This window comes from Paraburkholderia sp. Clong3 (assembly GCF_050436485.1).
Classification (GTDB): domain Bacteria; phylum Pseudomonadota; class Gammaproteobacteria; order Burkholderiales; family Burkholderiaceae; genus Paraburkholderia; species Paraburkholderia tuberum.
This window is the reverse complement of the sequence record NZ_JBNDMH010000003.1, coordinates 235428-254111: the sequence shown is the minus strand read 5'-3', so window position 1 is coordinate 254111 and position 18684 is coordinate 235428. Positions and strand designations below refer to the sequence as shown.

14 protein-coding genes are annotated in these 18684 nt (G+C 65.0%); 7 read left to right on the top strand and 7 right to left on the bottom strand.

Annotated features, from left to right (window positions below):
- Nucleotides 1-8 precede the first annotated feature (8 nt).
- On the bottom strand, nucleotides 9-449 hold the full coding sequence (locus tag OKW30_RS24625) for a hypothetical protein (RefSeq protein WP_184072145.1): 441 nt from the start codon (nucleotides 447-449) through the stop codon (nucleotides 9-11).
- A 197-nt stretch (nucleotides 450-646) separates the two neighbouring features.
- Between OKW30_RS24625 and OKW30_RS24620 the strand changes: the two genes are divergently transcribed.
- The 7 genes from OKW30_RS24620 to OKW30_RS24590 all read left to right on the top strand — a co-directional run bounded on the left by OKW30_RS24620 (nucleotide 647) and on the right by OKW30_RS24590 (nucleotide 9694).
- Complete coding sequence (locus tag OKW30_RS24620) at nucleotides 647-2164, top strand: ATPase domain-containing protein (RefSeq protein ID WP_187631758.1); 1518 nt, start codon at nucleotides 647-649, stop codon at nucleotides 2162-2164.
- A gap of 3 nt (nucleotides 2165-2167) precedes the next feature.
- The gene (locus tag OKW30_RS24615) at nucleotides 2168-3826 is read left to right on the top strand and encodes an ATP-binding protein (protein WP_187631759.1); all 1659 of its coding nucleotides are present in this window, start codon (nucleotides 2168-2170) and stop codon (nucleotides 3824-3826) included.
- Nucleotides 3827-4032: 206 nt separating this feature from the next.
- On the top strand, nucleotides 4033-4737 hold the full coding sequence (locus tag OKW30_RS24610) for a MarR family winged helix-turn-helix transcriptional regulator (RefSeq protein ID WP_184072148.1): 705 nt from the start codon (nucleotides 4033-4035) through the stop codon (nucleotides 4735-4737).
- A 6-nt stretch (nucleotides 4738-4743) separates the two neighbouring features.
- The gene (locus OKW30_RS24605) at nucleotides 4744-6846 is read left to right on the top strand and encodes an FUSC family protein (protein ID WP_429347871.1); all 2103 of its coding nucleotides are present in this window, start codon (nucleotides 4744-4746) and stop codon (nucleotides 6844-6846) included.
- Between the two features lie 69 nt (nucleotides 6847-6915).
- The gene (locus OKW30_RS24600) at nucleotides 6916-7125 is read left to right on the top strand and encodes a DUF1656 domain-containing protein (protein WP_184011511.1); all 210 of its coding nucleotides are present in this window, start codon (nucleotides 6916-6918) and stop codon (nucleotides 7123-7125) included.
- Nucleotides 7122-8129, top strand: coding sequence for an efflux RND transporter periplasmic adaptor subunit (locus OKW30_RS24595; RefSeq protein ID WP_184072150.1), 1008 nt, complete (start codon nucleotides 7122-7124; stop codon nucleotides 8127-8129). Before OKW30_RS24600 ends, OKW30_RS24595 begins: the two co-directional genes overlap by 4 nt.
- Entirely contained in the window at nucleotides 8126-9694 is a 1569-nt protein-coding gene (locus tag OKW30_RS24590) for an efflux transporter outer membrane subunit (protein ID WP_429347870.1), read from the top strand. The genes OKW30_RS24595 and OKW30_RS24590 overlap by 4 nt, the downstream gene beginning before the upstream one ends.
- A 502-nt stretch (nucleotides 9695-10196) precedes the next feature.
- Here the strand turns inward: OKW30_RS24590 and OKW30_RS24585 are convergent.
- The 6 genes from OKW30_RS24585 to xylA all read right to left on the bottom strand — a co-directional run bounded on the left by OKW30_RS24585 (nucleotide 10197) and on the right by xylA (nucleotide 18605).
- Nucleotides 10197-10658, bottom strand: coding sequence for a (2Fe-2S)-binding protein (locus OKW30_RS24585; protein WP_429347869.1), 462 nt, complete (start codon nucleotides 10656-10658; stop codon nucleotides 10197-10199).
- 55 nt (nucleotides 10659-10713) lie between these two features.
- Nucleotides 10714-12984, bottom strand: coding sequence for a molybdopterin cofactor-binding domain-containing protein (locus OKW30_RS24580; protein WP_429347868.1), 2271 nt, complete (start codon nucleotides 12982-12984; stop codon nucleotides 10714-10716).
- A 290-nt stretch (nucleotides 12985-13274) separates the two neighbouring features.
- The gene (locus OKW30_RS24575) at nucleotides 13275-14474 is read right to left on the bottom strand and encodes a sugar ABC transporter permease (protein ID WP_184072154.1); all 1200 of its coding nucleotides are present in this window, start codon (nucleotides 14472-14474) and stop codon (nucleotides 13275-13277) included.
- Complete coding sequence (xylG, locus tag OKW30_RS24570; RefSeq protein ID WP_429347867.1) at nucleotides 14471-16030, bottom strand: D-xylose ABC transporter ATP-binding protein; 1560 nt, start codon at nucleotides 16028-16030, stop codon at nucleotides 14471-14473. The genes OKW30_RS24575 and xylG overlap by 4 nt, the downstream gene beginning before the upstream one ends.
- 93 nt (nucleotides 16031-16123) lie before the next feature.
- A complete protein-coding gene (xylF, locus tag OKW30_RS24565) occupies nucleotides 16124-17152 on the bottom strand; it encodes a D-xylose ABC transporter substrate-binding protein (protein WP_184072156.1) in 1029 nt (342 codons plus the stop codon).
- A gap of 130 nt (nucleotides 17153-17282) precedes the next feature.
- Nucleotides 17283-18605, bottom strand: a complete 1323-nt coding sequence (xylA, locus tag OKW30_RS24560) for a xylose isomerase (protein ID WP_429347866.1) — start codon at nucleotides 18603-18605, stop codon at nucleotides 17283-17285.
- Between the last annotated feature and the right edge of the window lie 79 nt (nucleotides 18606-18684).

The following is an 18684-nucleotide window of genomic DNA, read 5'->3' as shown; positions in this document are numbered from 1 at the left end:
CACGCCGCTTACCTGCCCGACACCACGAGCCGCAACCGGTTGGACCCCTCGGGCGTCAGCGTGATTTCGGTGCGTCGATCCTTCGCGCCGAGATAAAAGTGCTGACGTCCCGGCGAATTCTGATCGTGCGTTGCATCGGGCAGGCAGGACGCGACGTCTGCCGCGACCGCTTCCAATGCATCCGCGTTCGAGCCCGCCGCCTGATGCGGCGTCCACGTGCACTGGAAACTTCGATGCGCGGCCGAACATTGCGCGTCATCGCCATAAGGTTGCGCAACGCCTTTGCCGTCGTCGGGTGTCAGCGAGGCGAAGCCGTCCGGCGCCGCGGCCACGATCCGTTTGAGCGCACCGCAAGGTCTGGGGCTATCGTCGGCGGATGCACTGACCGGCAGCAGCGCAACGAGCGATGCCGCGGTAAGCGCGATAGCGGAAAGTCGACAGGTTTTCATGGTGTGTGTGAAGCTTCCCAAGTGCTGCTGAAGAAAAACTCGCAGCGAGCCACCTTTAACAGCACGCTTCATGCCCATGCGCGCGAGGCCCGAGCACGCAGGCAATGCACGACGGCACACAAATTGCGTAGCGCCATACCGGCCGCGACATCGCGCCCGTTTCGATCAAAGCCACTGCCGACGTCATTTCAACCATCATGTCGACCACTACCGCCGCCCCTACCCCCGCCCGCATATCGTCGGGCATCGAAGGCATCGACGACATCCTCGGCGGTGGTCTTACGCCGAACCGCATGTACCTCGTGGAGGGTGTGCCAGGCACGGGTAAAACCACCCTCGCGTTGCAATTCTTACTCAAGGGCCTGCACGAAGGGCAGACCGGCCTTTATATCGCGCTGTCCGAAACCCGTGCTGAACTGCTCGCGATCGGCGTGAGCCACGGCTGGGATCTGAGCCGTTTCACGATACTGGAGCAACTGCCCGAAGAAGGGCTCGAACCGCAATACGAACAGACCGTGCTGCACCCGGCCGAAGTCGAACTCGGCGAAAGCGTGCGCAACGTGATCGAGCACGTCGACGAACTGAAGCCGGCGCGCGTCGTCCTGGACAGCCTGTCCGAACTGCGTCTGCTGGCGGAGAACCCATTGCGCTACCGTCGGCAGATTCTCGCGCTCAAGCACCATTTCTCGACGCGCGAATGCACGGTGCTGCTGCTCGACGACACGTCGGCCAGCGCCTCCGGCATTCAGCTTCACAGCATCGTGCATGGCGTGATCAGCCTCGAAAACGTCGCTCATGATTACGGCGGCAATCGCCGCCGTCTGCGCATCGCGAAGATGCGCGGCATCAAGTTCCGCGAGGGCTATCACGACTTCACGCTGAACACCGGCGGTCTGCGCGTCTATCCGCGTCTGGTCGCCGCCGAGCATCACAGCGAATTCGGCACGAGCCCGATGAGCACCGGCACGCCCGGCCTCGACGCGCTGCTCGGCGGTGGCCTCGTCCCCGGCACCAATTCGCTGATCATCGGCCCGTCGGGGGTCGGCAAAACCACCACCGTCGTGTCGTGCCTACTTGCCGCACTCGAACGCGGCGAGCGTTGCGCGTACTACGTATTCGACGAAACGCTCAGCACGCTGGTCACACGCTGCGCGACGCTCGGCATGGATCTCGCCCCGCACGTCGAAAGCGGTCTGCTGATGCTGCGCCAGATCGATCCCGCGGAAATCTCACCGGGCGAGCTGTCGAGCGACGTGCGCAACGCGGTCGAAAACGAGCACGTGCGCTATGTCGCGGTCGACAGCCTGAACGCCTATCTGCAGGCGATGCCCGGCGAGCGCTACCTGCTGCTGCACATGCACGAATTGCTCGGCTATCTGAATCAGCAGGGCGTGGTCACGATGCTCGTGCTCGGGCAGCACGGCATCATCGGCGAAGTGCAGACCGAGGTCGACGTCAGTTATCTGAGCGACGTGGTCGTGCTGTTCCGCTATTTCGAGCACCAAGGCGAAGTGCTGACGGCAATAACCGCCGTCAAGAGCCGCGCGAACGATCATGAACGCACGATCCGCCAGTTCCGCCTCGGCACCGAAGGCGTCGAGGTCGGCGAAGCGCTGCGCGACTTCGAGGGCGTGCTGTCGGGCCTGCCCTCGTATCGCGGCAGCACCGTGATGCTCGGCGCGACGAACCATCTGATCGATACGTCAGGACAGTGAGCGATGGAGCAGCGTGTCCTCATCCTCGCACCGTTCGGCCGCGACGCCGAAGTGATCACCGCCGCTCTGCACAACGACGCACGCGCCTGCGTGACCTGCGACGACGCCGACGCGCTCACCAGCGAGCTCGACGTCGGCGCGGGCACCGCGCTGCTCACCGAGGAAGCGCTCGCGAACGGCCACGGCTCGAGCCTGTATGCGTGGCTCGAACGGCAGCCCGCATGGTCCGACTTCCCGTTCATCCTGCTCGCCGCCCGCAGCATCGGCCATCGATCCGCGCGCGGGCTCGAAGTGCTCGAACGGCTCGGCAACGTAGTGGTGCTCGAACGTCCGCTCAATTCGGAAACGTTGCGGCGCGCGGTCGCGTCGTCGTTGCGGGCCCGCGGACGGCAATATGAGTCGCGAAGGCTGCTTGCCGAGCGCATCGAGGCACAGGACGCGCTGGAGCAGCTGAACGATTCGCTGGAAAGCCGCATCGCCGCGCGCACGCACGAACTTGCGTCAGCCAACGACCGGCTGATGGCCGAGATCCACGAGCGCGCGAAGGTTCAGGCCGTGCTCGTGCAATCGCAGAAGATGGAGGCGCTCGGTCAGCTGACCGGCGGCATCGCGCACGACTTCAACAATCTGCTGAACGTGATCATGGTCAACGCGGAACTGATCGCGCGCGTGAGCGGCGACGAACGCCTGCGCGGCATGGCGGCCACCGTCAAGCGCGCGACCGAGCGCGGCGCGAAACTGACTGGCCAGTTGCTGACTTTCTCGCGCAACAGCAACCCGAATCTGAAAGCGATCGACGTGGTCGCGCTGCTGCAGGGCATGCGCGACATCATCGCGGTGTCGCTCGGCTCGAGCATCCGCTACGACAACGACTTCGAGCGCACCGAAATGTGGACCCAGGCCGACGCAAATCAGCTCGAGCTCGCGGTGCTCAATCTCGCGATCAACGCGCGCGACGCGATGCCGGCCGGCGGGCGCCTCGACATCCACGTGACCCTGCGCGACGCGCCCGACCAGACGCTGAAGCATGGCCGCTACGTCGTGATTGAAGTCGCCGACACGGGTGAGGGCATTCCGCCAGACGTCGTGTCGCGCGTGTTCGATCCGTTCTTCACGACCAAGCCGATCGGCAAGGGCACGGGGCTAGGCCTGAGCCAGGTGTATGGCATCGCGAGGCAGGCGGGCGGCGCCGCGCGCATCTTCAGCGAAGAAGGTACCGGCACCACGGTGCAGATCTGGCTGCCGATGCGCGAGCGAGTGGCCGCGCACAGCGAAGCGGAGTCCGATGCGGAAGCGAACGCGGTCGGCGACAAGCGCGTGCTCGTGATCGAGGACGACAGCGAAGTGCGCGCGATGCTCGTTGAATCGTTGCGCATGCTCGGCTACACGGTGACGGAGGCCGCCGACGGCCAGGCCGGCCTTGACCGCCTCGTCGACGATCATCCCGATCTGCTGATGGTCGACTTCGCGATGCCGGGCATGAACGGCATCGACGTGATCGCCGCGGCGCGCAAGCTTCGTGCCGATCTACCGGTGGTCCTGGCGACCGGCTATGCGGACGTCGACATTGCCGATCTCGCAGTCAAGCATTGCACGATCCTGCGCAAGCCGTTTCAGCTCGACGATCTGGCGCGCACGGTGCGGATCGGGCTGCTCGCGTGAATCAAGCTCAAGTGAATCAAGTAGACCTCTTGCATCAAAATGTCCATTAAATTGCGGCGCACCGCACACCCAACGATTCTGTAAGCCCACCTCCTGGCCACCGATTTAATGCCGCTGTCGCATTCACGCCGCAGACTCCTCCGGTTCGGCCACGATTTCCAATTCAATAGTTTGCTAACGAATATTTTGGAAATACAATACCGGCCATGTCGAATCTCGATGCCCTGCGCCGCACCGTCAGCAGCACGCTGGTCGTCGCCGCCAGAAAGTGGCGGCGCACGAGTCATGGTGTGCTCGCGGCCTTCAACGTATCCGAAGCGTGCGCGACGCCGCTGCTGACCGCGAGCCGGCTCGGCTCGGCGGTGCGTCAGGTCACGCTTGCCGATCACATCGGCATCGAGGGGCCGTCCCTCGTGCGGCTGCTCGACCAGTTGTGCGCGGCCGGCCTGATGCGCCGCGACGAAGATCCCGAAGACCGCCGCGCGAAGACCGTCGTACTGACCGACGAAGGCCGCGCCGTCACCGCGAAGATGGAGGAGGAGCTGGTCACGTTGCGCGCGCAGGCGCTCAAAGGCGTATCGCGCGACGATCTCGAAGCCGCCCTGCGCGTGCTCGACGCATTCACGGCCGATGCCGCCGGACGCGCCGAACCGGGAAGCGTCGAGCGCGACGCGCGTCAGGAACGCGCGCAGCCCGTGCGCCCGGAATCGGTCAGGCACGAGGCGACGAAGCGCACCTCGTCGGCGAAGCGCGAGCCCGCCAAAGGCGAGGCGCTTGCCAGCAAGGTCAAACGGACGAGCGGCAAAAGCGCTGCCAAAACGGCCGGCAAATCACGCAGCACCGCCAAGGCGCGCAAGTCCACCAAGAGCGGCGCGCGAGCCACCGCGCCGCACAACGCCGATTCCGCGTAACGGTTTATGGTCTATCCCACTCTCCGCGACTGGCTGTTTTCCGTCAAAACGTTCGCCGCGGCCATGCTCGCGCTTTACATCGGCCTCGCGTTCCAACTGCCGCGGCCGTACTGGGCGATGGCGACCGTCTACATCGTGTCGAACCCGTTCGTCGGCGCGACCCGCTCGAAGGCGATCTATCGTGCGCTGGGCACTGCGCTCGGCGCGTCGGGCGCGGTGCTGCTGGTGCCGCCGTTCGTCGAATCGCCGTACCTGTTCAGCGTGATCGTCGCGACGTGGACCGGCACGATGCTCTACCTCGCGGTGTCCGACCGCACCGCGCGCAGCTACGTGTTCATGCTGGCCGCCTATACGATGCCGATCATCGCGCTGCCGTCGGTGACGAATCCGACCGGCGTCTTCGATCTCGCCGTGAGCCGGACCGAAGAGATCATTCTCGGCATCGTCTGCGCGAGCATCGTCGGCAGCGCGGTGTTTCCGAGCCGGCTCGCGCCGACCATCATCGAGCGCACCGACGCATGGTTTCGCGACGCCGCGTTCTACGCGACCGAAACGCTGTCGGGCCGCATCGCAAGCTCGGCGATTTCCGGCGCTCGGCAACGACTCGCGAGCACGATCAACGGTCTCGAACTGCTGCTGAGCCAGCTCGCCTACGATCACACGCGGCCCGACGTCCTCGCGCGCGCGCATGAACTACGTGGCCGCATGCAACTGCTGCTGCCGATCATGTCGTCGCTCGCCGATCCGCTGCTCGCGCTCTACAACAACGGCCCGCAACACTGGCCCGAAGGACTCCAGACGCTGATCGACGACGTCATCAAGTGGTTCAACCAACCGCTGCCCGCGCCGAACGAGGGCTATCACGCGGACGAGACCGCCAACGCGCTGCGCGCGCGCATCGCCGCGATGCACCCGCCCGCCGCCGCGCTCACGCATTGGGACGGCGCGCTGCTGTCGAATGCACTATGGCGCCTCGCGCAAGTAATCGACGTGTGGCAAGACTGCCGCTCGCTGCGCATCATCATCACGCGCGAGGAAGGTTCGTGGCGGCCGCATTTCCGTCACTGGCGACTCGGCGGCACCGAGCGCTTCTACGATCGCGGCATGATGCTGTTCGCGACCGTGTCGGCGGCCGCGGCTGTGGTGCTCGCGTGCGCGCTGTGGATCGGCTCGGGCTGGAACGACGGCGCGAGCGCGGTCACGCTCGCGGCGGTCGCCTGCTGCTTCTTCGCCGCGCTCGACGAACCCGCGCCGTTCGTGTTCCGCTTCTTCCTCGCGACTGGCGTCGCCGTCGTGGCCGCGGGTCTCTATCTGTTCGTCGTGCTGCCGCAGGTGCACGACTTCGCGATGCTGGTGATCCTGTTCGCCGCGCCGTTCATTCTGGTCGGCACGCTGATTCCGCGCCCGCAGTTCAACATGGTGACGGTGCTGGTCGCGGTGAACACGGCCACCTTCATCAGCATTCAGGACGCGTACGACGCGAACTTCCTGACGTTCCTGAACGCCAACCTCGCGGGCCTCTCCGGCCTGCTCTATGCATACCTGTGGACCCGCGCAACGCGCCCATTCGGCGCCGAGCTGGCCGCGGCGCGCCTGTTGCGCTCGAGCTGGGCCGACGTCGCGCTGAGCGCGTCGACGCGGCCGATCGAAGACCCGCGCAATCTCGCCGCGCGCATGCTCGATCGGCTGATGCAATTGATCCCGCGCCTCGCGGCCACCGACGACTACCGCCATCCGTCGATCGAGAGCTTCCGCGATCTGCGCATCGGGTTCAACGCGCTGGACCTGCGCCGCCTCACACGCAAGCTCGGCGGCGAAGCGGCCGGCGCGATCGACCATGTTCTCGATGGAGTGCGTACATACTACGAGAGCTGCATCGATCGACGCCACCGCGTTCCGGTGCCGGACAGCCTGATGTCGTTGATCGACGTGGCCGTCGCGCGCGTCACCGCGCAGGGGCTCGCCAATGCCGCGGCGCCGACCGAGACCTCGCAGACCTCGGCGCGTCAGTTGCGCGATGCGCTGCACGCGCTGGTCGGCTTGCGTCTTTCGCTGTTTCCGGCGACCCTCACGAAACCAACGCCGACCGAACCGGAGGCCGCCGCGTGATGCACCCATTCTTGCGCCCCTGCTTGCGCCCGCTTGCGCACCCCGCCCTCCCTTTTCCCAGTTCCCGCGATGATCGGTGAAATCGATATCTTCGGCGTGTTCGTACCGTCCGTGCTGGTGCTGATGTTGATCGCGTATCTGATCAACCTCGGCATTCGCACCGCGCTCGATTACACCGGCTTTTACCGCTTCGTCTGGCATCGCACCATCTTCGATCTCGGCGTCTATGTGCTGGTGCTGGGCCTTGTCGTCGTCGTTTCGCACAGACTAATAACGTGAAAAAAACCTGGTTCTCCGTCGGTCAGATCCTGCTGACCCTGATCGTCGTAGTGGTCGCAGCATTCGTGCTGTGGAAACTCGTCAACTACTACATGTTCGCGCCGTGGACCCGCGACGGGCGCGTACGCGCCGACGTGATCCAGGTCGCGCCCGACGTGTCGGGACTGATTTCGTCGGTCGAGGTCACGGACAACCAGCAGGTCAAGCAAGGCCAGGTGCTGTTCAGGATCGATCAGGCGCGCTACACGCTCGCATTGCGTCAGGCCGAGGCAACGGCGCAGCAGCGCCGCGCGACGCTCGATCAGGCGCGCCGCGAATACGCGCGCAATCGTCAGCTCGGCAACCTCGTCGCCGCCGAAGTACTCGAAGAAAGCCGCTCGCGCGTCGAGGCGGGCGAAGCCGCGCTCGCCGACGCGAACGTCGCGATCGACACCGCGAAGCTGAACCTCGAGCGCTCGACGATCAAAAGCCCGGTAGACGGCTATCTGAACGACCGCGCGCCGCACGTCGGCGAATTCGTCGCGGCCGGTCGCGCGGTGGTCGCGGTGGTCGACATGCATTCGTTCCGCGTCGACGGCTACTTCGAGGAAACCAAGCTGCGCGGCATCGACATCGGCCAGCCGGTCGACATCATCGTGATGGGCGAGCCGAAGCCGCTGCGCGGGCACGTGCAGAGCATCGTCGCCGGTATCGAAGACCGCGACCGCACGCAAAGCGCCAATCTGCTGCCGAACGTGAACCCGGCGTTCAGCTGGGTGCGGCTCGCGCAGCGCATTCCGGTGCGGGTCGCGCTCGATGAAGTGCCCGCTGATTTCCGCCTGATTGCGGGGCGTACCGCGACGGTGTCGGTGCGTGACCTGTCGCCGCTCAGGAGACGAGCCGTGTCGGGCACGGGTGGCGCATCTGGCACGGTCGCCGCTTCGGCTGCGCCGGTGGCGCCGGGTTCATCGGTGGCGTCCGGGTCCGCTGGGTCGGGCACCGCACCGTCGGGCGCGTCGCAATGAAGTTCGTGCGTACCTTGTCCTCGCTGGCGCCGCGCTTGCCGCTGCTGCCACTGCTGCCGTTATTGCCGCTCACCGTCGCGCTGAACGGCTGCATCAACGTCGGGCCGAACTACACGCTGCCGAAACAGGCGCTCGTCAATGCCCCGCTCGCGAACGGCGCGATCGAGGGCGCCGATCCCAAGCTGACGTCAACCCTCAATCTGCCGACCGTCTGGTGGAAGCTGTACGACGATCCGGTGCTGAACGGTCTGGTCGACCAGGCGTTGAAATCGAATACCGACCTGCGCGTCGCGACCGCGAATCTCGCGCGCTCGCGCGAGGTGCTGGGCATAGCGCAAGCGCAGGGCGGTTTTTCGGGCAACGCGTCGGTGGCGATCCAGCGCGCGCAGGAATCGGCCGAGCAATACCTGCTCTTCGAGAAACTGCCGGTCGCCAACCTGGGTGACATGGGCATCAACGTCTCGTACGAAATCGACCTGTTCGGCAAGCTGCGCCGCGGCGTCGAAGCGGCGGCGGCAGACACCGAGGCCGTGGAAGCCGCGGGCGACCTCGCGCGCATCACTGTCGTCGCGGACGTGGTGCGCTCGTACGTCGAACAATGCTCGGCGGCCGAGGAGCTGCGCGTCGCGCAGCAATCGCTCGCGCTACAGAAGGAGCGCGTGGACGTGTCGCGCCGTCTGCGCGACGCGGGACGCGGAAACCAGACCGCGGTCACGAGCGGCCAGACTCAGGTCGAGACTCTGACGGCCGACATTCCGCGCTACACCGCGCGCCGCAAGATCGCACAATACCGGCTCGCGATGCTGCTCGCCGAGGCACCGTCGCAATTGCCGCCGGCCGTGCTCGCCTGCGACCGGCTGCCGCAAATCCACCAGCCGATTCCGATCGGCGACGGCGCCGGGCTGCTGCGGCGACGCCCGGACGTGCACGAAGCCGAGCGTCAGCTCGCGGCGTCGACGGCGCGCATCGGCGTCGCGACCGGGGCGCTCTATCCGAGCATCAGCATTGGCGCGTCGGCGGGCTTCACCGGCATTCTGGAAGACATTCCCACCTCGCCGACGGCGCGTTGGGCCTTCGGTCCGCTGATCAGCTGGACCTTCCCGACCAATGGCGCGCGCCAACGGGTCCACGAAGCCGAAGCGTCGAGCCAGGTCGCGCTCGCGAAGTTCGACGGCGTGGTGCTGACCGCGCTGCGCGAAACCGAGACCAACCTCGCGACCTACGCGTCCGATTACGCGCGCGCCGAATCGCTGCGCGCGGCGCTGAAGTCGGCGGCGCAATCGGCGGATGAAACGCATCGGCTATATCGCGCCGGGCGCGAGTCGTACATCTCCGATCTCGACGCGACGCGCACGCTGACGGCCACGAAGTCGCAGCTCGCGGCGGCGGAGGGCCAGGTGGCGATCGATCAGGTCAATCTGTTCCTGTCGCTGGGCGGCGGGTGGGAAGTTGGCGGGCAAAGCACGCCGGGTGAAACGCGGCCGCAACTGAAGGCAACACCTGTCGCGGCCAAGCCGTCCGCGAAGTCGGGAGCGTCGACGGCCGCAACTGCGAAAGCGCCTTGATCGGCCGTCTTACGATTTATTTTTGACAATCTTTCTTTTTGCTTTCATTTTCGGTTAAATACGTGACACCACTTCACGCTACGGAGTCTCGTATGTCGCCATTCATGCAGGGTGTAGTCACGTTGGGCGGATGCATCGGTATCTTCACCGCAGTGGTTGCGGTGGTCGAAATGTTGGCGAATTGAGTTGGGCGGGCGGCGGACCGAAAGAGTGGCTAGGGCCTGTTCACGCTAATAACGGGCTTGCGCTGGCCGCCAGAAGGGCCGAGCGCAAGGATTGCGACGCAACGAATACTCGACGTATTCGCAAGGAGCATGACGCGGCGATCGGCCCTTCTGGCGGCCAGCCCCTTGAAGGTTTTTTTAATACAGGGGAACGTGCCTTTCCGCCCGTATTGCGGCGTCGGTCGTCGCTTGTTTGGCTCGGCCAAACGGCGCTCCTCTCTCCTTGCACTACGCGCGCAAAGGCACGTTCGCAAGCCCGTTATTAGCGTGAACAGGCCCTAGCTGTTCCGCACTTTCGCCGCCGCCTGATGTATCGCCGCCCGTACCCGCGGATACGTGCCGCAACGGCACACCACCGGCGTCATCGCCTCGTCGATGTCGGCATCGGTCGGATCGGGCTTGTGCTTCAGCAACGCGCATGCCGCCATCAATTGCGCGCTCTGGCAATAGCCGCACTGCACCACATCGAGTTCGATCCACGCGGCCTTCAGCACCTGCGCCTCGCGTCCCTGCAAACCCTCGATCGTCGTGATCTTCTGCGTATGCAGGCTCGACATCAACGTCTGGCACGCGAAGCACGCGGCATCGTCGAGATTGATCGTGCACGCGCCGCAGATGCCCACGCCGCAGCCGAACTTGGTGCCGGTCATGCCGAGATCGCAGCGCAGCACCCATAGCAGCGGCATGTCCGGATCGGCATCGACCTTCACCTTGCGTCCGTTGATATTCAGTACCGCCATGCTTGCCTCCTGAGTCGCCGCGCTACACCGCAAGCTTTTGCTCATCCACCGTCCGTCATGCAAGCCGCAACGGCAACGTCCGCAAACGCTGCCCCGTCAGTGCGAACACCGCATTGCCCACCGCCGGCGCGATCGGCGGCACGCCCGGCTCGCCGACACCTTGCGGGTGCAGCTGGCTCGGCATGATGTCGACCTCGATCGCAGGGCACCCGTTCATCCGCACGACCGGAAAGTCCACGAAGTTCTTCTGCTGCACCTGGCCGTTGACGATCGTGATCTCGTTCTGCAACGCGCTCGACAGCCCGAACACGATGCCGCCTTCCATCTGCTGACGGATCAGGTTCGGATTCACCGGCAAGCCGCAATCGATCACGCACACCACCCGATGCACGCGAATCTGCCGGTTCGCGCCGATCGACACCTCCGCGACCTGCGCGACCACGCTGCCGAACGCCTCGTGCAACGCGACGCCACGAGCGCAACGCGCGCCATCGGCGGCGGGTTTTAGCGGACGCCCCCAGTCGGACAACTTCTCGACACGCTTCAGGACCGCCAGATGACGCGGATGCTGCGCGAGCAGCATCGCGCGAAACGCGATCGGGTCCTGGCCGGCCGCGGCGGCGGCTTCGTCGGTGAAGCTCTCGGTGAAGAAGGCCTGATGCGAGTGGCCGACCGAGCGCCAGAAGCCGATCGGCACCGGCAATTCGACTATCTTGTGCGACACGCGCGCGGCCGGCCACTCGTACGCCTGATCGAACGCGCCTTCGCAGGTGGTCTTGTCGATCGGGATGTGCGGCACGCCGTAGTAACGCGCGAGCGCATCCGGCACGATCGCCTGACCCGCCGACTTCGCGTGCCAGGCGACCAGCGTGCCGTGCTCGTCGAAGCCGGCCTGAAGCCATGCCGCGCATGCGGGCCGGTAGAAGTCGTGCGTGAAGTCCTGCGCGCGCGACCAGATGGTTTGCACCGGACGGCCATCGGCCTCGCGCGCGATCGCCGCGGCCTGCGCGACGAAATCGAGTTCGAGGCGCCGGCCGAACGCGCCGCCCAACAACTGCGTCTGTAAATCGACGAGATCGACGTCGAGGCCGAGCACTTTCGCCGCATGATGCCGCGCGAGCCGCGGCACCTGCGTCGACACCCAGACGGTCGCTGCGCCGTCCGCGACCTGCACCGTGCAGTTCAGCGGCTCGACCGCGCCATGCGCGAGATAGGGTGCGTGATAGACCGCTTCGATCGTGCGCGCCGCGCGACTCATCGCGTTGTCGACGTTGCCGACGTGGTAATACACGTGACCGTCCGTATGGTCGAGCGCCTCGACGAGGCGGCAGTCCACCGCCGCGCTCGACACCTTCGCGGCTGCGCCGTCATGCCAGGTCACGTTGATCGCCTCGACCGCGCTCATCGCGCGAAACGCGTTGTCCGCGATCACGGCCACGCCGCCGGTGCCGCCCGCGTACGGCGGCACGGCGAACGCCTTGATGAAGCCCCGTATCTTTTGCGCGGGCGTCGCGTCGAAATGCGCGACCGTGCCGCCGAGCGTCGGACACATCACGACGCTTGCATAGACCAAACCGTCGGGCAACACGTCGATGCCGAAGCGCGCCACACCGTCGATTTTCGACGCGGCTTCGATGCGCCGCACGGGCTGGCCGATCAGCCTGAAGTCGGCCGGCTGCTTCAGGACGACGCTGCGCGGCAGCGGCTGGCGCGCGGCCATCGACGACAACTCGCCGAACGTCGCCTTGTGCCCCCACGGGTGCAGCACGTAGCCCTTTTCCGCGCGGCATTCGCGGACCGGCACGTCCCAGCGCTCGGCCGCCGCCTCGATCAGCATCACACGCGCCGACGCGCCGGCCTCGCGCATCGGCGTCCAGAGATCGTTCATGCTCGAGGAGCCGCCCGTCATCATCGTGCCGATCTCACGCACTGCCTTGCTCGTGATCCACACGGTGCCGCGGCGGATGTAGCTGTCGTCGTCGGGGCGAAACGGCAGATCGTCGACGATGCTCTGCACCGCGTTGTAGATCCGGTCGATCGGCGCCTCTTCGACTTTCACCTGCGGCCAGTCGGCGTCGAGCTCCTCGGCGAGCAGCATCGCAAGCCCCGTATGGATGCCCTGCCCCATTTCGGCCTTCGGCACCATGATCGTCACGCGGTTGTCGGCGTCGATCTTGACCCAGCCGTTTAGCCCAACCTGAGTGCCTTGCGTCGGCAGCGGCGTCGACGTCATCAGGCGCTGGCGCGGCGGCACCACGGCCCAGCCGACCAGCAGCCCGCCCAGCACACTGGCGCCGCCAAGCAGAAAGGTTCTGCGCGTCAACATGGCATGGCTCGCTCGGCTGGCTCGATGGTAGGAAAGCGGCGACAGCGCCGATGCACCCGTCTTTGTCTGCGAATGGTAATAAGACGAATCGGCGAGCGTGAGACTTAAATGCGCGCGTGAACCTCGAGCGGCCGTGCGGCGTGGGAAGGCGGGGACTGAAAGCGGCGGGGGAAAGTCGTGGGGTGTTTCATTAACTGCGTCCGCGCAGAGGCGGCGGTGTGCCGGCGTAAGTCACCGCCGGCACACCGCGAACCCTGCGCTTGATTCAATCAGGCGATCATGCGACCGGATCAACGGCGGTTCGAACCCGACACCACGTCGATCCACACGGCCAGCACGAGGATGCCGCCCTTCACGATCATCTGCCAGTACGCGTCGACGTCGAGCATGGACATGCCGTTGTCGAGGCTCGCCATGACGAGCGCGCCGATCAGCGCGCCATACACGGTGCCGGAGCCGCCGCGCATCGAGGTGCCGCCGATAAAGCACGCGGCGATCGCATCGAGTTCGCCCATCGAGCCCGCCGACGGCGAACCGGCCGCGAGCCGCGCCGTGTTGACGATGCCGGCAAACGCGCACATCAGCCCCATCAGCGCGAAGATCGCGAGCTTCACGCGGTCGGTGTTGACACCCGACAGCCGCGTCGCTTCGAGGTTCGAGCCGACCGCGTAGATGCGGCGTCCGAACACGGTCTGCGTCGCGATCCACGTGAAGACGCCGAGCAGCGCGAGCAGCAGCAACACCGGCACCGGAATGCCGCCGTAACTGTCGAGCATCGCGATGAAGCCGGCGAGAATCGCGCCTGCGCCGATCACCTTCGCGACGTCCTGCCAGAACGGCACGACGCGCAACTGATAACGCTGCCGATTCGCGCGCTGGCGGATCGTCAGGAATGCCAGCAGCAGGAACAGCACGACGGCGAGCGTGTCGCCGGCGAGCCGCGGCAGATAGCCCTGGCCGACGAACACGAAGCTGTCCGACACCGGCGCGATCGTCGACCCTCCGGTAATGCCGAGCAGAATGCCGCGATACGCGAGCATGCCGCCGAGCCCGACGATAAACGACGGCACGCGCCGATACGTCGACCACCAGCCGTTGAACACGCCGACCGCGATGCCGAGCAGCAACACGACCGGAATCGTCACGCCGATCGGCCAGTGCCGGTTCACGTCGAGAATCGCGGCAACGCCGCCGAGCAAACCGAGCAGCGAACCGACCGACAGATCGATTTCACCGGCGATGATCACGAACACCATGCCGCACGCGAGCATGCCGGTAATCGACATCTGCCGCAGCAGATTCGACAGGTTGCGCGGCGTGACGAACGCGCCGTGCGTGAGCGCCGAAAAGAAAATCCAGATCACGGCGACGGCGATCAGCAGCGCGAGAATCTTGTAGCGCGCGAACAGTTGCTGGATCCGTTGCGTGCCGCCGAATGCGCCTCGCGGCGCGGCGTTGTCGGTGCGTTGGGAAGTTACTTCGGGAGTCATGCGGCACTCGCTGCGGTTGGGTTCGAAGATAGGTGCACGGGGCGGATCGCGGCGCCGAGAATGTCTTCCTGCGTGAGACCGTCGTTGATGAAGTCGCCGCGCAACTCGCCTTCGCCGATCACGAGCACTCGGTCGCTGATGCCGAGCACTTCCGGCAATTCGGACGACACCATCACGATCGACATACCGCGCTGCGCCAGCTGGAAGATCAGCTTGTAGATCTCGTATTTGGCGCCGACGTCGACGCCGCGTGTCGGTTCGTCGAGAATCAGCACGGTCGGGTTGGTCAGCAGCATGCGCGTGAGCACGGCCTTCTGCTGATTGCCGCCCGACAGACTTGCAATCGATAACATCGGATTCGCGGCGCGCACGGAAAGCCGCTTCATTTCCGTCTGAATCGTGTCGAGTTCGGCCGCGGAATCGATACGTCCGCCCGACGCGAAACGCTGCAACACCGCAAGCGTGATGTTATGGCCGACGCTCATGCCCGGCACGATGCCGTGGCGTTTGCGATCCTCGGGCACCATCGCGATGCCGGCGCGAATCGCGTCGATCGGCGCGCGAATTTTCAGCGGCTTGCCGTCGAGCACGACGTGCGCCTCGCTGATGCCTGCATACGCGCCGAAAATCGCCTGCATCAGTTCGGTGCGGCCCGCGCCGACGAGCCCGGCGACACCGAGAATTTCGCCGCGCCGCAACGAGAACGACACGTCGTCCACGCGCTTGCGGCGCGGATTCGTCACGTCGAAACAGGTCACGTTGCGCGCTTCGAAGATCACGTCGCCGATCGGATGCGGCTCGCGCGGAAACAGGTTCTTGATCTCTCGGCCGACCATCAGCGAGATGATCCGCTCGGTCGTCAGGGCGTGCATAGGCTCGGTCGCGACATGGCGGCCGTCGCGAATCACGCTGATCGTGTCGCAGACGGCCGCGACTTCGTCGAGCTTGTGCGAAATGTACACGCAGGCAATGCCGCGCCGTTTCAGATCGCGCACGATATCGAGCAGAATCGCGATTTCGGAGGCGGTCAGCGACGACGACGGTTCATCGAGGATCAGCAGCTTCGCGCGCTTGTTCAGCGCCTTCGCGATTTCGATCAGTTGCTGATGGCCGCCCCCGTAGTTCATCACGGGCTGCGCGGCGTTGATGCCGCTGATGCCGAGTTCGCGCAACAGTTCGTCGGCACGCTGATACATCGCCGCGTAGTTCATGCGGCCGCCGGGCAGCGTGATTTCGTTGCCGAGAAAGATGTTTTCCGCGACCGACAACTCCGGCACGAGCATCAGTTCCTGGTGAATGATGATGATGCCCGCGCGTTCGGTGTCGCGTACGCTCGCGGCCTTCAGGGTCTCGCCTTCCCAGGTTATTTCGCCATCCCACGTACCGTGCGGATACACGCCGGACAACACCTTCATCAGCGTCGATTTGCCCGCGCCGTTTTCGCCGCACAGGCCCACGCATTCGCCCGGCGATACGGTCAGATCGATGCCGTCGAGCGCCTTCACGCCGGAAAAAGCTTTGACGATGCCGCGCATCGTCAGAACAGGTTGCGTCATTCGCTATGCCTCGCTGCAAGTTGGGCCAATGTTCGATCACGCTCCCGGGCGCGATGACCCGGGAGCGTGGCGTTCACATAGCCCGTCTTCGTGTTATTTGCTCGCGAGTTGCTCTTGCGTGTAGAAGCCGTCCTTCACGACGGTGTCGAGGTTCGCCTTGGTCAGCTTGGTCGGCTGCAGCAGCACCGTATCGACCTTCTTCTTGCCGTTGTCGTATTGCGCGTTGAACGCCGGCTTGTCACCCTTGGCAAGCGCGACCGACAGCTTCGCCGCTTCGCTCGCGATCAGCTTCAGCGGCTTGTAGACCGTCATCGTCTGCGTGCCGGCCGCCACGCGCTTCACGGCAGCGAGGTCGGCATCCTGACCCGAGATCGGTACCTTGCCGGCGAGGCCCTGCGCGGCGAGCGCCTGGATCGCGCCGCCAGCGGTGCCGTCATTCGACGCGACGACTGCGTCGATCTTGTTGTTGTTCGCGGTCAGCGCGTCTTCCATGATGCGCAGCGCGGTCGATGCGCTCCACTCCGGCACCCACTGCTGGCCGACCACCTTGATGTCACCCTTGTCGATCGCCGGTTGCAGCACCTTCAGTTGGCCCTGGCGCAGCATCTTCGCATTGTTGTCGGTCGGCGCGCCGCCGAGCAGGAAGTAGTTGCCCTTCGGTCGCACGTCATAGACGCCCTGCGCCTGCATCTCGCCGACCTTCTCGTTGTCGAACGAGATATAGGCGTCGATATCGGCGTCGAGAATCAGGCGGTCATACGACACGACCTTGATGCCCGCTTTGCGTGCTTCGGCCACGACGTTGCCGAGCGTCTTCGAGTTGAACGGCACGATCACGATCACGTCGACGCCGCGCGAGATCAGGTTTTCGATCTGCGAGATCTGACGCTCTTCGCTCGCATCGGCCGATTGCACCGACACCTTCGCGCCGAGCTTTTCCGCCGCGGCGACGAAATAGTCGCGATCGCGCGACCAGCGCTCGACGCGCAGATCGTCGATACAGAAGCCGATTTCCGGATGAGCCTTGCTGGCGTGCGCGAGCGGCGCGGCGAGCGACAGGCTGGCGAGTACCGCGCCGCACAACAGCGAACTCAGGACGTTACGACGCATTGCGAATTTCATTGATGTCTCCTTTGTGTAGTGATAGCCGGAATACCGGACGTATCGGTCTGCGCTGCGAGCCGCAGACTCGGACAAGCGACAACCCACAGCTTGCTGGTGCGCGCGGTCGACGTGGCCGCGCGATCTTTATTCAACGTCCGCTATAAATCGCCTGATTTACGATGTTTTCCATGTGTTCCTGTTGCCCGCTCACATGCCGCGGATTCAGATCGCGCGCCAGCGTGTCCGCCGCAAGCGTCGACAGCGAGTAGCCGCCGGACAGGATCTTGCGGCCGAACTCGCCATCCCAGCCCCCGTAGCGTTGCCGCTTGAACTGCTCGAGGCGCTCGTTTTCGACCAACACCGCGGCGCGTTCGAGGCCGAGCGCGAGGTTGTCAATCGCGCCGACGTGGCCATAAAACAGGTCTTCCGCATCGACACTCTGGCGCCGCACCTTCGCATCGAAGTTCATGCCGCCGCTCGTGAAACCGCCGTGGCGCAGGATTTCGTAGAAGGCCAGCGTGAGTTCCTCGACGCTGTTGGGAAATTGGTCGGTGTCCCAGCCATTTTGCGGATCGCCGCGATTCGCATCGACGCTACCGAAGATGCCGAGCGCAAATGCGGTCGCAATCTCGTGATGGAACGAGTGCCCCGCGAGCGTCGCGTGATTCGCCTCGATGTTGACGCGAATCTCCTTGTCGAGGCCGTGCTGCAGCAGGAAGCCGTGCACGGTCGCGACGTCGTAGTCGTATTGATGCTTGGTCGGCTCCTGCGGCTTCGGCTCGATCAGCAGCGCGCCCTTGAAACCGATCCGGTGCTTGTGTTCGACCACCATGTGCAGGAAGCGCGCGAACTGCTCGCGCTCGCGCACGAGGTCGGTGTTCAGCAGCGTGTCGTAGCCTTCGCGGCCACCCCACAATACGTAGTTTTCACCGCCGAGGCGCAGCGTCGCGTCGAGCGCATGACGCACCTGGGTCGCCGCAAAGGCGAAAACCTCCGGATTCGGATTGGTCGCGGCGCCGGCCGCGTAACGCGGATGCGAAAACAGATTCGCGGTGCCCCACAGCAATTTGACACCGGTATCCTGCTGCTTGCGCGCGAGGTAGTCGGACACGCGCAGGAAGTTCTCGCTGTATTCCTTCACGCTCGCGCCTTCCGGCGCGACGTCGGTATCGTGGAACGTGTAGTACGGCGTGCCGAGCTTCGAGAAGAATTCGAACGCGGCGTCGGCCTTTTGCTGCGCCCGCTCCATTGCGTCGCCGGGTTGCTGCCACGGCCGCCGGAACGCGCCCTGACCGAAGATATCGATGCCGGGCCATACGAAGGTATGCCAGTAGCAGACGGCGATACGCAGATGTTCCCCGAGCGTCTTGCCGAGTACTTTCCTCGTTCTGTCGTAGTGACGGTACGCGAGCGGGTTGTCCGATTGCGGACCTTCGTAACGAATTTCCGGAATGTGTTCGAAGTAGGACATCGGCGTCTCCAATGTATGCTGCGTTGCAACCCACGCGAGAAGCCGCGCAGGCCGACAAAGTGACGCCATGCTGCCGCTT

Excerpts from the sequence above, each read along its gene's own strand:
- OKW30_RS24625 (WP_184072145.1), bottom strand. The coding sequence starts at position 449 with ATGAAAACCTGTCGACTTTCCGCTATCGCGCTTACCGCGGCATCGCTC.
- OKW30_RS24620 (WP_187631758.1), top strand. The coding sequence starts at position 647 with ATGTCGACCACTACCGCCGCCCCTACCCCCGCCCGCATATCGTCGGGC.
- OKW30_RS24615 (WP_187631759.1), top strand. The coding sequence starts at position 2,168 with ATGGAGCAGCGTGTCCTCATCCTCGCACCGTTCGGCCGCGACGCCGAA.
- OKW30_RS24610 (WP_184072148.1), top strand. The coding sequence starts at position 4,033 with ATGTCGAATCTCGATGCCCTGCGCCGCACCGTCAGCAGCACGCTGGTC.
- OKW30_RS24605 (WP_429347871.1), top strand. The coding sequence starts at position 4,744 with ATGGTCTATCCCACTCTCCGCGACTGGCTGTTTTCCGTCAAAACGTTC.
- OKW30_RS24600 (WP_184011511.1), top strand. The coding sequence starts at position 6,916 with ATGATCGGTGAAATCGATATCTTCGGCGTGTTCGTACCGTCCGTGCTG.
- OKW30_RS24590 (WP_429347870.1), top strand. The coding sequence starts at position 8,126 with ATGAAGTTCGTGCGTACCTTGTCCTCGCTGGCGCCGCGCTTGCCGCTG.
- OKW30_RS24585 (WP_429347869.1), bottom strand. The coding sequence starts at position 10,658 with ATGGCGGTACTGAATATCAACGGACGCAAGGTGAAGGTCGATGCCGAT.
- OKW30_RS24580 (WP_429347868.1), bottom strand. The coding sequence starts at position 12,984 with ATGTTGACGCGCAGAACCTTTCTGCTTGGCGGCGCCAGTGTGCTGGGC.
- OKW30_RS24575 (WP_184072154.1), bottom strand. The coding sequence starts at position 14,474 with ATGACTCCCGAAGTAACTTCCCAACGCACCGACAACGCCGCGCCGCGA.
- xylG (WP_429347867.1), bottom strand. The coding sequence starts at position 16,030 with ATGACGCAACCTGTTCTGACGATGCGCGGCATCGTCAAAGCTTTTTCC.
- xylF (WP_184072156.1), bottom strand. The coding sequence starts at position 17,152 with ATGAAATTCGCAATGCGTCGTAACGTCCTGAGTTCGCTGTTGTGCGGC.
- xylA (WP_429347866.1), bottom strand. The coding sequence starts at position 18,605 with ATGTCCTACTTCGAACACATTCCGGAAATTCGTTACGAAGGTCCGCAA.